This window comes from Methanosarcina sediminis (assembly GCF_052056915.1).
Classification (GTDB): Archaea; Halobacteriota; Methanosarcinia; order Methanosarcinales; family Methanosarcinaceae; genus MTP4.
On the sequence record NZ_CP195119.1, the window covers coordinates 417,905 to 431,375 of the forward strand.

The 13,471-nt window shown below is 44.1% G+C and carries 12 protein-coding genes; 7 read left to right on the forward strand and 5 right to left on the reverse strand.

Going from position 1 to position 13,471, the window contains the following annotated elements:
• The first annotated feature begins 151 nt into the window (after window positions 1-151).
• Both ACSAZK_RS01755 and ACSAZK_RS01760 read left to right on the forward strand, forming a co-directional pair.
• Entirely contained in the window at window positions 152-1,579 is a 1,428-nt protein-coding gene (locus ACSAZK_RS01755; protein WP_440955715.1) for an IS1634 family transposase, read from the forward strand.
• An 877-nt stretch (window positions 1,580-2,456) separates the two neighbouring features.
• Complete coding sequence (locus ACSAZK_RS01760) at window positions 2,457-2,696, forward strand: hypothetical protein (RefSeq protein ID WP_440955716.1); 240 nt, start codon at window positions 2,457-2,459, stop codon at window positions 2,694-2,696.
• Window positions 2,697-3,517: 821 nt separating this feature from the next.
• Here the strand turns inward: ACSAZK_RS01760 and ACSAZK_RS01765 are convergent.
• Window positions 3,518-4,213 (reverse strand): type 1 glutamine amidotransferase, encoded by a 696-nt coding sequence (locus ACSAZK_RS01765; RefSeq protein WP_440955717.1) that lies wholly within the window; start codon window positions 4,211-4,213, stop codon window positions 3,518-3,520.
• A 473-nt stretch (window positions 4,214-4,686) separates the two neighbouring features.
• On the opposite strand from ACSAZK_RS01765, the gene ACSAZK_RS01770 reads away from it, so the two are divergent.
• Both ACSAZK_RS01770 and ACSAZK_RS01775 read left to right on the forward strand, forming a co-directional pair.
• Entirely contained in the window at window positions 4,687-5,382 is a 696-nt protein-coding gene (locus tag ACSAZK_RS01770) for a hypothetical protein (protein WP_440955718.1), read from the forward strand.
• Between the two features lie 311 nt (window positions 5,383-5,693).
• On the forward strand, window positions 5,694-8,570 hold the full coding sequence (locus ACSAZK_RS01775; protein ID WP_440957078.1) for a CARDB domain-containing protein: 2,877 nt from the start codon (window positions 5,694-5,696) through the stop codon (window positions 8,568-8,570).
• Window positions 8,571-8,617: 47 nt separating this feature from the next.
• On the opposite strand, the gene ACSAZK_RS01780 is transcribed toward ACSAZK_RS01775, so the two are convergent.
• Entirely contained in the window at window positions 8,618-8,917 is a 300-nt protein-coding gene (locus ACSAZK_RS01780) for a hypothetical protein (RefSeq protein ID WP_440955719.1), read from the reverse strand.
• A 550-nt stretch (window positions 8,918-9,467) separates the two neighbouring features.
• Between ACSAZK_RS01780 and ACSAZK_RS01785 the strand changes: the two genes are divergently transcribed.
• A complete protein-coding gene (locus tag ACSAZK_RS01785; RefSeq protein WP_440955720.1) occupies window positions 9,468-9,884 on the forward strand; it encodes a hypothetical protein in 417 nt (138 codons plus the stop codon).
• Window positions 9,853-10,449, forward strand: coding sequence for a hypothetical protein (locus ACSAZK_RS01790; RefSeq protein WP_440955721.1), 597 nt, complete (start codon window positions 9,853-9,855; stop codon window positions 10,447-10,449). The genes ACSAZK_RS01785 and ACSAZK_RS01790 overlap by 32 nt, the downstream gene beginning before the upstream one ends.
• Window positions 10,450-10,484: 35 nt before the next feature.
• Here ACSAZK_RS01790 and ACSAZK_RS01795 read toward each other — a convergent pair whose 3' ends face one another.
• Window positions 10,485-11,294: a helix-turn-helix transcriptional regulator gene (locus tag ACSAZK_RS01795; protein ID WP_440955722.1), complete on the reverse strand. Its 810-nt coding sequence runs from the start codon at window positions 11,292-11,294 to the stop codon at window positions 10,485-10,487.
• A 309-nt stretch (window positions 11,295-11,603) separates the two neighbouring features.
• Window positions 11,604-11,774 carry a hypothetical protein gene (locus ACSAZK_RS01800; protein ID WP_440955723.1) on the reverse strand — a complete coding sequence of 57 codons (171 nt, stop codon included), beginning with the start codon at window positions 11,772-11,774 and terminating at the stop codon, window positions 11,604-11,606.
• Here ACSAZK_RS01800 and ACSAZK_RS01805 point away from each other — a divergent pair.
• The gene (locus tag ACSAZK_RS01805; protein ID WP_440955724.1) at window positions 11,764-12,453 is read left to right on the forward strand and encodes a formylglycine-generating enzyme family protein; all 690 of its coding nucleotides are present in this window, start codon (window positions 11,764-11,766) and stop codon (window positions 12,451-12,453) included. The two genes, ACSAZK_RS01800 and ACSAZK_RS01805, sit on opposite strands and share 11 nt — an antisense overlap.
• A 129-nt stretch (window positions 12,454-12,582) precedes the next feature.
• Here the strand turns inward: ACSAZK_RS01805 and ACSAZK_RS01810 are convergent, their stop codons facing one another.
• Complete coding sequence (locus ACSAZK_RS01810) at window positions 12,583-13,380, reverse strand: helix-turn-helix transcriptional regulator (protein ID WP_440955725.1); 798 nt, start codon at window positions 13,378-13,380, stop codon at window positions 12,583-12,585.
• Window positions 13,381-13,471: the final 91 nt, after the last annotated feature.

Sequence of the window (13,471 nt, forward strand, 5' to 3'; positions counted from 1 at the left end):
TGTAGGCTCAACAAGGAACAAATTATCCTTTCTTTCTGCAGCAGGCTTTTTTGTCGGATTTCTCCACCCATGAACTAAAACAGGGCATTTGCAGCCTAAGTTTGACAGTTAAATAAAAATCATAGTTCTTAGTAATGTTTGATCGACCAAAATGCAAACAAAACTAAGAACATATGAAATAACTCCTAACGACAATATATGCTTTCCCATCGGAACCATTCTTGCTGTTGAAAACCTGTATGAACAGCTTAATTTTTCATCTATTTTGGGTAAGCATAAGGCTAAAGGTATCGACTTCAATTCTCTGATCAAAGCTTTGCTTAGCTATAAACTTACAGAGAACTTTAGCATTGATCGGGCTCATAAATGGATTAACCAGGACGAAGTCCTGGAATTTTTCAATCTTGAAAAATTCAATGAAAGGGTTCTGTACAGAACCCTTCAAACTTTGGGAAGTAATAAAGAAGAGATCATTCTGGATATTCAGGATGTTTTGTTCTCCATGTACAATTTTGAACACACTAATATCAACATGGATTGGACAAGTATTGTTCTTTATGGTGATAAGTCTCCACTTGGTAAATATGGTTACAGCCGCGATCACCGTCCAGATAAAAAACAGATTACTTTAGGAGTAAGCGAACTTGCAGATCCAATAAACTTACCTGTTGGAATTACTGTGGAAAAAGGAAACGTTCCCGATCAGACTCATTTTAAAAAAACGTATCAGCAGGTAAGAAATAGACTTAATAAAGAGTCACTTGTTGTTTTTGACAAAGGTGCAAATAGCATAAAAAATCTAGCTCTGATCAAAGAAGATGAAATGGATTACCTTACTGCAAAAAAGCTCAACGCCAGTGATGATAAGCTGATTAAAATGTTTGATCAGCTTGAACCTGAAGTCGTTGATGAAGAAAAGGGGATCTATGGAATAAAGATTGTAAAACCCAGCAGTACAAACTACCTCTATTTCTCGCAAACTTTAAGAAAACAGCAATTGGAAGCAAGAGTCAGAAAAGTGAAGAGAATGGTGGAAGAGGCAAAAGAGATACAGAAATCAATTGATGAGAATAAGAAACTTCCAAAGAAATTCAGAATCAATAATAAACTCATTGATATAAGTTATTCATACCAGACAAAGCTGGTTGAGATGAGTGAAGATGAAGCCTTTGAACTCCTTGAAGAAGAGGTAATTAACGGAAGAGAAGGATTTTTCTGCCTAAAATCAAGTAAGAATTTGACACTTATAGATGCTCTTGAAACCTACAGGAAAAAGGATTCAATTGAAAAAATATTTAACTCGCTGAAAAACGAAATAGAAATAAAACCACTAAGGGTCTGGACGGATGAGAGCATCTATGGAGCAATAATCATAGGATTCATTGCCCAATTACTCATATCGCTGATGCGATATGAGTTCAAAGAACTCAAGCATACGTCAACAAAATTCATAAAAAAGAGTCTATCGAATTTGACAGTTACCGTAGATTTTCTGAAGAATAAGAATAAAACTTATATTTATGCCAATTTCGATTCCATAAATCGCTTGATTTTAACCCAAAAAAAGGGAATTTCTTAGAAAATTCGATGAATTTATTTGAACTGTCAAATACCTTTTTCTGACAAAAATCGGGAAAAATGAAGGAAATTTTAATTAAAATTAGTGGAAACTGTCAAAGTCAGGTTGCAGGAAAAAACAGACTCGTTTCTACCATCTTTCGGGAAAAGTAAAACAAAATCGAAAAGTTAAAGTAAGCGAAAAAGGATTTTTATTCTACGGGCAAATACTTTCCCGGGACTTGCTAATATTACATATTAGTTCTGGACATGGCAGAAGAAAGATATATTTGATCCACAGAGCATACATGTTACCAGCTGTACCTGGGGATATTACTCTCTTCGCCCTGTCCTGAGAACCGTTCCGTTTTTATCTTTCCCGTTTTTGCCTTTTCCGTTTTTGCCTTTTCCGTTTTTTACTTTTCCCGTTTTTGCCTTTTCCGTTTTTTACTTTTCCCGTTTTTGCCTTTTCCGTTTTTTACTTTTCCCGTTTTTTACTTTTCCCGTTTTTTACTTTTCCCGTTTTTGCCTTTTCCGTTTTTTACTTTTCCGTTTTTATTGCCTGTATTTTGGGGAAATCCTGTATGGCGATTAAAACCAGTATCCATTTTTGAATTTTAACCCCATAACTCCAAACTTTAGGCAATTTGTGTAAACATAACGAATATATATTTACAATAAAGTTATATTATAAATTTGTATATATAGTTATCTATCACTTTTATATTATTATGTTCCGGAAGTTTTCTATTTACGCTAACGTGCGGCTTATCCAATGGAGACAACTGGCAGATATTTTTTATTCATGGATGTGAATTCCTTTTTGGAATTAGTCTTTTATTCACCAAAAATCCTTAATTTGGTGCGAAGTTTCCTGTTCAGGTCCGGATTCAGGGCAGATGGCTGAAAGCCCTTTTCTCTTCATTGCCTCCGTATTTCCGAAAAGGGTCTGGATAATCTCGATGCGGTGGCTTCTTTTTCTCGATGCGGTGGCTTCTTTTTCTCGATGCGGTGGCTTCTTTTGCTTGCACGAAAGTGAGCTCGAAGAGGCTGCTGAAAGTCCCTGGATGAGGCTTGTGATTGCTCCTTTTTTGCCGCTTTTTCAAAAAAAGACGCCTGCATACATAGGGAGGGCTTAACAGAAGAGACATGTTTGAAAAAAGAACCCGGCAAAAAGAGTGTTTTGTGCAAAAGGGATAAGGGATAAGGGATAAGGGATAAGGGATTCAGGTATTTTTTCCTAAATCCCCTCGGAGCGGCACTGCATATTTTCCGTTTTTCGGTTAAATTCCTGTTTTTTGTGTAGACCCCCACGGTTTTAAAAACAAGGTGCTTGATCACAATGCTTTTAAATTTCCCCAACCCGCGGGATATGTGCCGCTTTCCTGATAATTTCCCCACTTCTCCAAGTCATTGCTGACTTTCTTCATCTGCAGGTTCTGCACTTTTTTGCTTTTGCTCTGTGGTCTTGTTGTCTTGTCTGTCGCTTTGCTTGTAGCTTTCAATCTACAGCTTTGCTCATAGCTCTCAAGCTACAGTCTTAAATTATTTTCTTAGATCATATAATTATTTGAATGTAATTATTTGACAGTACTATACAATAATACGACCTGGTGACAGTTATATTATTATTATCATGTTGGCTCAATGATATAATCCTTTAGAAAAATAGGTCATGAGAAGCACTATTCAGATATTTTCAATGTTATTAATTCTGACGCCGTTTGGTAAAAGAGAGATTTGCTAAAAAGGCACTTTGTTTAAAAAAGCTGAGGTATTTGGAAAATAGGCATTTCAGGTCCCTTTTGGACGCTGTTGTGGGGCCAAAAGCCTCCTCTCAAGTAGCCAGTCTCGTCATGTGCGGCAACATTCCCGGTGCCCTGATTAATATATGGGCACCAAATTTTTGCCTGCAGGGAAATGGGCCTGGAGATTTATATGGTTTTGAGCTTCTATCCCTTTAAACTATTTTTTCAAAATTATCCAGTATCGAAAACATAAATTCCTTCGACCCGTCCAGATACTCTTTCTGCCCGAGCATCTGTTCCTTTTTCTGGATAAACGGGCCTTCTCCGATCTCCTCTCCGAACCTGCTGATCATGGACTCAACTCTTTCTTCGTGCACTTCGGGGTGGAACTGAATAGCAACAACTCTTCCTTCATAAATGAAAGCCTGGTTCCTGCACCCTTCGCTCTCGAAAAGGTGCACTGCTCCTTCCGGCAGGTCAAAAGTCCGCCCATGCCAGTGAAAGACCGTGATCTCTTCAGGCAGCCCTTCCAGGAATTCTGTTTTGTTCCCGGTTGGGGCTTTTCGGATCGGGTACCAGCCCATTTCCCTGTTTCCGTTTTCAAACACCTTTGCGCCGAGCAAATCGGCAAGCAACTGCGCTCCCAGGCAGATCCCGAGCACCGGTTTCCCTGCTGCGATGACCTGTTTGATGAACTGCTTTTCAACTATGAGCCAGGGGTTTTCGGCATAGTCGCAGATGCCCATGGGCCCACCCATGATGATCAGGAGGTCAAAGGAGTCCATTTCGGGCTGCTTTTCGGTTTCATAAAAGCGGGTAGATTCCAGGGGGTAGCCTCTGGTTTCGGCGTATTCTTCGATTGTGCCGAGGGTGTTTATGGCTGAGTGCTGGAGGCAGTGGAGTTTCATGATAAGTCTACCTGATTTTTATGTAAAATATTTTATCGGGATTAACTTTAACTTATCTACAATAGAAACTTATGGCGCTTACTATAAAAACCGGTTGTAAATTGGGCTAGATTCCGGTCTGTGGACATTTAATAAAACAGATTTTTGAAACCGTGAAACAGATTATTGAAACAAAAACTGATGTTTGGTTGTTCGGATGTCCTTCTTATACATTACAATGCCCTTCCACAGTCATTGGGTTAACTTTTTTGGTCATCCTGCTGCACATCTACAGTTATCAGAGTGGATTTTTTGTATATCCTGATACCCTTTTCACATATTCCAATTTTAATAAAATCTATTAAAATTAATTTCCCCCGATGTTGATTTCTAAGCAATAATTCAAAAGCCTTTTAAATAAAAATGCTCTTTCCGTATAGGGGGATAGTGTGAATAATTTCGTTATTAAGTTCATTATAATCGTTTTTTGTTTGATGCTTATTTTAGTTCCCGCTGCAGGGACCGGGGATACCCGCACGGAAGGGTGTGAAACGGAAAGCCTGGAAGAATGTGAGACGGAAAGTGTGTCTTACTGTGTGGATGAAGACGATGATGAGCCTGTTCCCGAGGAACCGCAGGTGAGCAGTGAGGGAAAGTTCAGGGTCGGGCCGGTTGTCAAGCTCAGGCCTGTCAATGATGTGATTGATTCGGGGGATGACGGGCTGATAGAGATGTACATGGATAACCCGACCATTAACGAAGTTAACCTGAGCGTGGACATGCGAGTCAGTGTTCCTGCCGGGATTCATGTAAATGGGGAAGGGTTCGGACAGGCTGCTGCTGCCGGAACTGTCTACGGGACCTTCACGGTTCCGCCGGGGCAGGCAAGGACCGTGTACCTGAATGTCAAAGCCGATAAGGTTGGCACTTTTACCCTTCACCTGACCGGGATGTACTATCCGGAAAACAACAAGGACAGTTATTACCCCATATCGCTTACCCATCCCTTTGTTGTAAATGAGGTTTCCGAAGACATAGAGGAGATGCCTGAGCCCACCGATGGGGAAGGGGACCCGGACGGTGGCAAGGGGACAGGCACACAAGCTGAAACCGTACCAGGGCCTGGGGTTGTGTGCGCTTTGCTGGCTTTTGCGGGAGTCGCCTTTTTCAGAACCAGGCGGAAATCCTGATGTTGAAGAACAGATGAGATGAACGCGTAATGCTGAAAAATCGGTGATGAAAAAGTAAACCCTATTTTTCATTTTTTAATGCCTGCTCAAAACTTTAAAGGAAGAATCGGATTCCTTTCTTATTCTCGGGGGGATCGTTATTGCTGTTCAGGAATTCCAGGGTCAAGAAATCTTTAATCAATATCTCTCGTTTCATCACAGCCAGGTCTGTAAAATCTCAATTCAAGACATCTCAATTCAAGACATCTCAATTCAAGACATCTCAATTCAAAAAATCCAATTCAAAATTGCTCTTTTCCGTGTTTTTTTTGATGCTTTTGCTTTGTATTCCGGCGGCAGCTGACGAAGAACAGGCTGACCTGGCTGTTCTGGGAATCGTCCCGGATATTCCCGAGACGCAGATAGGGGATGACGTGATTTTTACTGTGGAATATGCAAATCTCGGGAACCTGAGTAATGAAAGTTTTGTTATTTTTCTTTTTGTTGACGGAACTCTGGAAGGGGAGATGGATGTGTTTCCCCTTGATGCGGGGGAAGGTGCAAGTGTTGATTTTTTATTTCATATCGGGGAGGATATGGGAATAGGAGAACACTCCGTTATTGCGGTGATTGATGCCTCCGGCCAGGTTCCCGAAACTGATGAGTCGAATAATGATTTTGAGGATTATTTTTTAGTAAGTGGAAACGAAAACCCCGACCTCTTTGTCGAAGATATCTTATGGATGCCGGAATTCCCGAAAACCGGGGATGAAGTGACTTTTACAGTAATGTATGGCAACCGGGGGACCCGTAATGCAGGAAATGGTTTTGGCATCTGTCTCTATGTCGATGATTCACAGGTCGCTTATGAATGGGTTGATGATCTCCAGCCCGGAGAATCTTCTGTTTGCGAATGTACCTGGACTGTTGACCCGGATTTCCCGAATGGCCCGGAAGGTGAACATAAGGTTGCCGCTTACATCGACATGGAGGACGAAAACGAGGGTTCGGGGTATATCGAGGAAAGCGATGAGACGAACAACAACTTCTCGAAGACATTCCAGATAAGTGAGGAAGAACCTGAAAGTGGGGACGAACCCGAAAGTGAGGACGAAACTGAGAGCGAGGGAGAAACTGAGAGCGAGGAAGAACCTGAGGGTGAGGGAGAAACTGAAAGTGAGGGAGAAACTGAAAGTGGGGACGAACCCGAAAGTGGGGATGAACCTGAAAGTGGGGACGAACCCGAAAGTGGGGACGAACCCGAAAGTGGGGACGAACCCGAAAGTGGGGATGAACCTGAAAGTGGGGACGAACCTGAAAGTGAGGGAGAACCTGAAAGTGAGGACGAAACTGAGAGCGAGGGAGAAACTGAGAGCGAGGAAGAAACTGAAAGTGAGGAAACTGAGAGCGAGGGAGAAACTGAAAGTGAGGGAGAACCTGAAAGCGAGGGAGAACCTGAGAGCGAGGAAGAAACTGAAAGTGAGGACGAACCTGGAAGTGAGGACGAACCTGGAAGTTACGGGGGACCTGATTTAGTAATCGAAGAAATTACCTGGGACCCTGCCAGCCCCAAAACCGAAGATGAGGTCACTTTTTCCGTAAAGTATGGGAACCAGGGCAGCCTGAGTTCGGGAAAGGATTTTTACATCTGTCTGTATGTTGATGACTCCAGGCTCGGATATGAGAAAGTTCCTGCCCTCCGGGCGGGGGATGCAGCTGTCTATAAGTGTTCCTGGAAGCTTGCCCGGAATCTGGAAGGGGGTGACTATAAGGTTACGGCGTATATCGATATGAAGGATAAGGCCGGGTATTCGGAGTACGTCGAGGAAGAAAGCGAGGCAAACAACGATTTTTCCGGCACGGTACAGGTCGAGAAAATCCGGAGTTCCGGAAAACTGGATATTTCGGTCGCGGATGGAAGTACCGGGGAGCCGGTGGAAGGAGTTGAAGTTTATCTTGACAATACGTTTATCGGGTCCACCGATCAGGAAGGTTTTATCCGCAGCGAAGCTGCCCAGGGAGAAACTCATATCGTAAACGTCCTGCACCCCGATTACTTTGAATCGATGAAAGAAGTGGAAATGGGGTATGATGAAGTAACGGGCGTTAAAATTGAAATCGTCTGTGCAAAAGTTCCCCTTACTTTGAACGTGGAAGACTCTTTCGGGCAGCCTGTCAGCAATGCTGAAGTTTTTATCGGGAACAATTTTACAGGTTCTACTGACCTTGAAGGGGTCCTTGAAGTCCGGCTGCTCCAGGAAAGTGATGTGATGGTCAGGGTTGAGAAAGAAACATATTACCCGACCGAAGGGCATATACACGTGGGAAACAGGGGTGATTTTTACACCCTAGTCCTGAAGCAGGAAGACCCCAGGGCTCCCACAATAGAAGTTTCCGGGATTTCCGAAATCGGGGATGGAGATTCCATTCTCGAGGACGGGGAAGAGCTTGAACTGGACTTCTTCGTCAGGGATGAAAGCGGGATTAAAACAGTCCGGGTAGAAATTGACGGCACCTTGATAGATACCTTCCATGAGGAAGGGGCTTACAAAACCGTTATGGGGCCACTCTCTGCAGGGGGACACCTGATAGAAATCGAAGCCTCTGACCTCGATGAAAATGAACACAAAAACCACAAGGAAATCCCCCTGGAAGTTTCCGATAAAGGCCCGTCGGTAGCCTTCCAGTGCACTAAAAAAGAGATCAATGTAGGGGAAACTGCGGTTTTCGACCTTGGAGTAATGAACCCCCTGGGGGGTAAAACGATGAACGTCCAGCTCGTTGTCAGGCCTCCGAGCGGGGTCTCGGTTTCAGGCTCATATTTTGCCACAAGTGGTGGGGGGATGTATCAGGCTGAATACACGCTTGAACCGGGCAGTGATGTCAGGACCATATCTCTTGAAATGATTGGCAATGAAGAAGGAAAACACGATGTTGAAGCGGATATCTTTTACTCTTTTGAGGAGGACAAATCTTACTCCCAGCATGACACCCTGAGCCTCGACGTAAAGGCTTCAGACTCTCCTTTTTCTTCAAAAAGGACCCGGGAATCCGTTGAAAGTTTTACTCCAGAATCTATTCTTGACTCGGTTGAAGGTTTTACTCTCGAATCCATTGAAAGTTTTATTTCCGAAGCTCCGGCTTTCAAGGGGTCGGTTTTTATTTTTGTGCTGCTTCTGTTGCTTATCGTTTCCAGAAGAAAGAGATAAGGGATAGTTTGAGCCCTTTTATCTCAGCTCTTTCATTCATTTTCGTCTCAAAACTCCAGGGTCTTTCCATCTCCACCAATAATCGTCTTCTTTCCGTCCTTGGAGATGTATTTCAGGGAAACGTTTCCTTCGGTGTCGTACTTGGTGAAGACAGTTGTGTTCTTGTCTTCGGACCACATGTATTCGAAGGTCGAGGTGCCTTCTTCACCTGTGGTTTCAAGGGCGGCTTTGCAGAGGGTTTCCCCTTCGAATTCTTCTTTCCCGATTACGGTCATGTCAAGGGCTTTTTTTGTGATCGGGTTTGTGACCTTGATGTGGGAACCGACCGGGCACCATTCATCTTCCACGGTTCCGGGGAGGTCTACTTCGATTTCCGTGTCGTTATCGGAGATTGAAAACTTCGTTCCGCCTTCACTGAGGCAGCCGGAGGTGAGCAGGGCGGCTGTAAGGAGTAAGATTACCAGGGTTGTTAGTGTTTGTTTTTTTGACAGGTTTCATCCCACCTTATGTTTTCCGAGTTTTTCTTCCTGAGTACAGATGGGAAGTAACCAATAAAAAATTATTCTACTATTTCAGGCAATTTTCGGGTCAGGAGATTTCACAAAAAGAATATGCAGAGTTCCCCTGGATTTAAATCCCTGTCCTATTATTTGTTGGAAACATTTTTTAATTTTTCATTCATCATACCTATTTACACAATACAGAAATTCGTAATTAATGCAATCTTTTTTGCACTGAATATCCAATATCATGCTGAATATCCAATATCATACTGAATATCCAATATCATACTGAATATCCAATATCATACGGATGAGAAAAATAATTTGACATGAAGGAGAAGTGTTCAGTATTAACTTTGGTGCAGCGAAGGCTGACGTGGATGAATTTTCCTGAATGAAACAGCTCCTCTCAACCAGCCCTGAGCCCATATTCAGAGTGGAAAAAGACGGGAAGTTGCTCTATGCGAACGAGGCAGGTGTCCCTTTGCTTGAGATCTGGGGTATTCGTATAGGAGAACAACTTCCTGAAAATGTTGCATGTTTTATCCTAAAAGTCCTTCGGGAGAGGGAGCCCAGGAATTTAGTGGTAAAAGGAGGGGAAAAGGAATACTCACTCATGTTCAAGCCTCTTGATGAGGAATTCGTACACATCCACTGGATAAATTTCAGTTCCCGGAAACCGGACGAAGAAAAGCCGCGCCTGCAAGAACACCAGCAGCGAGTTCTTTCCAGGTTGGGGGAACTGTCTCTTTCATCAGCAGGCAACCAGACTCTGCTGAATGACAGCAGCTATGGTTGCTTCTGTCCTTGAAGTCGAATCCTGCGAAATTCTAAAGTTTCCTCAAACAATCCACTCCTCAACCACTGAACAGCCTCCCTCAGATCATGAGTTTGCCGGAGGGATCAGCGTTCTCTTCAAAATTCAGGGCACATCCCCCCGAGTGATAACCCTGCACATTAGAAGGCAAAGGGAGTTTACTCAGGAAGATGTACACTTCCTGGTGGCTGTCCTTACCCTGCTAACTAAAATTCTCGAATATGGGAAGTTTGACAGGAAGCTCCGGAGCAGGATACTATTTCTTGAAACCCTGCTTGAGATCATTCCCTCCCCGATCTTTTTCCGGGACCGGAAAGGTGTTTCCGTGGGTTCCAACGACCTTTTTTCCCGGCATGTAGCGGACTTTTCCAGGTACAGGCGGAAGGGTGTGTCAGGGGACGATATCCTGGATGCCCTTGTAGCGGCTTTCACGGCAAAAATAGGGCAAATGTATGGGTTTGAGTATGTGCCTGCTGACCCGGAAACGGATGCTGAGGGGCTAAGGATCCAGCTGGTTTACTGCAACCATTTTGAGAGGGATACGGACTCCAAAGGCTGAAAATTCAGAAAGGATTGGCAGGAAATCCGGTTGCTTCAGCCCGAAGTTTTTGACATTAATTCTTTTTCGTCCAGCGGTTCCGACATTTCCATGTAGTGGGTGAAAAGTTCCTTTCCCCACCTTAAAGCCTCTTCCTCAAAGCACAGGAGTATCTGGTCCCTCAATTTTCCGTCATTTTCCATAAGCTTGAGGGCCATGAACCGGTCTGTCACGACTATGGAGGGCAATTTTACCGGCTTACGGCAGATAAGGAGCTTTGAATTTTCCAGCCCTGATAACTTTCCGGCTTCTTGCGGAAAATCTTTAAACAGGCGTTCTGCAACGATTTCCGTCATGCAAAGGGTCAGTTCCGCATATTTCTCCACAAGGCTTGCATAGAGTTCGGGAGATTCGGGATGGAAGTAAGAAACGAAGGTGCAGATTTTTTTTGAACTCGTTATATTTTCCAGGAACAGGTCAGGGGTCTCAAACATGTGCTCTGCATTGGGTTCCAGAATCTCATACCTGCCCAGTTCTTCAATCCTGTCCAGCAGGAAGTCAGGGATCGGGCTCAGGTCGTGGCTTACCCAGTAATCAATATGTTCTTCCAGAACTCCCAGTGTACTCAGGAGATGCTGCATGTTTTCAACTATTATTTCCCCGATTTCCGATAACCTGTATGACCTGTTTTTTTCGATTATCAGATTGGCATTTTTCATTCTTTTAATATGGGGCTGTATCGAAGCGGCGTTGACGCTAAGTGACTCCTTGATTTCATCGATATTTTTCGGGCCTTCTTTCAGGAGAAGGAGAAGGTCTTTCCTCTTCTCGGAAAGGAGGGCAAGGTCAATCAGAGGCTGTGTCATTTGTTCTCACTTTTCGGGCACCTGCCTTCTTGTTTGTTTCTATTTAAAAAACTTTCTCGTTTCCCCCATTAAATATCCGTCTATTCATATTTATTATTTTTTATATGTTTGGGTGTTTAAGGGGGGTGTGGTAAATAAAGACACAATCGTCAAGACTTGCTATGCAGGAAACAAAGTTCTATTTGCAATAATACAAAAAAAGGGACAAGAAACTATAGTAAGTAAACAGAATAAGGAACTTTAACATAGTTCCTCCACATTTACTTCATGTTTACTTCATGTTGACTTCATGTTGACTTCATGTTGACTTCATGTTGACTTCATGTTGACTTCATCTTCCTCTGTCTTCTTCCATATTTCAGCCGCTACCAGGAATACTGCGGTGAAAATTGCTGCATTGAAAGCTGCTACGGTGAGTACTCTGAACACGGACAAAAACTGGCCTGAAACTATTATCAACTCTTCCGAAATGGAATTCATCCTGGTCCCTGCGGGAGAATTTGACATGGGTTCCCCAATCCGGGAAAAGCGCAGGAAGCTCTGGGAGAGCCCCGTGCACAGGGTGAAGCTCGAAAGGCCCTTTTACCTGGGCAAATACCCGGTCACCCAGGCCCAGTGGGAGAGGGTCATGGGAAACAACCCTTCATTTTTTAAGGGAGAGAGACTCCCTGTTGAAAGTGTCTCCTGGGAAGAGGTGCAGGAATTTCTGAGGAAATTGAACGAAGAGGAAAACACGCTCATCTATCGCCTCCCAACCGAAGCCGAATGGGAATACGCTGCCAGGGCCGGGACAACGACAGGCTATTCCTTCGGGGAAGAAGCGCCGGAACTTTACGAGTACGCCTGGTTCCTCAAAAATTCCGGGCTCAGGACTCATCCCGTGGGCCTGAAAAAGCCCAACCCCTGGGGTTTTTACGACATGTACGGAAACGTCGGGGAATGGGTCCGGGACGAGTACCACATCAGTTACAAAGACGCTCCTCCGGACGGAAAAGCCTGGGAATCCCCCCTTTCTGCAGCCATATCAAAGCCCGTCCGGGTCAGGCGGGGCGGGGGATGGAACGGAAACGCCGGCTGCTGCAGGTCGGCTGAAAGGCTTTTTGCGGCACAGGACCGGCGCTTCAACAGCCTCGGCTTCAGGGTAGCAAAGGAATTGTGAAGCGGCTGGAAGAATAATCAGTTGAGAAGATAGTTGGTTGAGAGGATAGTTGGTTGAGAGGATAGTTGGTTGAGAGGATAGTTGGTTGAGAGGATAGCTGGTTGAGAGGATAGATGAAAAGGCGTAAGTTCATTTTTTCAGGAAAAACGGGGCTACTTCCTCTGACATATTTTCGTAATGGTCATACAGTTCTCTTCCCCACTCTAAAGCTTCTGCTTCATGGCTAATCATGAGCCGGTTTCTTAGCCTTCCGTCGTGTTCATTGAGCCTGATTGCCATGAAACGGTCGGTTGCCACGACTTCGGGCATGGCTGAATTTTCGTGGCAGATTAGGAGTCTGGAGTTTTGGGCGGCAAGTATTCTTTTTATCTCCCCGGGAAAGTCACTGAGATACCTTTCAAAGATATCCCGGGTCATACAGAGGGAAAGGTCAACGTCCTTTTCGGCAAGACGAGCGTAGAAAGAGGGCGTATGCGGATGGAAATAGGAAAGAAATGCCAGTACTTCTTTAGAGTTTCGGATATGTTCTCGAAATGTCTGCGGGATATCAAACATGTAGGCTGCATCGGGTTCGATAAGCTCACAGCTTCCCAGCTTATTGATTGTATTTAGGAGGCAGGAGGGTATGGGACTCAGGTCATGGTTTTTCCAGTAGTCCATGTTTTGCTCGAAGAAATCCAGGACATCAAACAGATCCTTCAGGTTTTCGGCCAGTATCTCTCCCATATCCGAAAGCCTGAAAATCCCCTCATCCTCAATAAGGAGGCTGGCTTTCTCCAGTTTTCTAACATGGATCAGGGCCGAGGCTTTGCTAAGGGAAAGCTGGTCTTTGATTTCTTCAATGTTTCCAGGTTTGCCCCTCAATAATAAGAGCAGGTTCCGCTTTGTTTCGGAGAGTATGGTCAGGTCTGTAAGTGAAAGCCCCATTTTATCCCTTCCATACCTTATGTTTTTTATCCCCTCAAGTTGTGCAATGATTTTTGTTGGACTTCTTCAAGTCCTCATTAATAATATATCT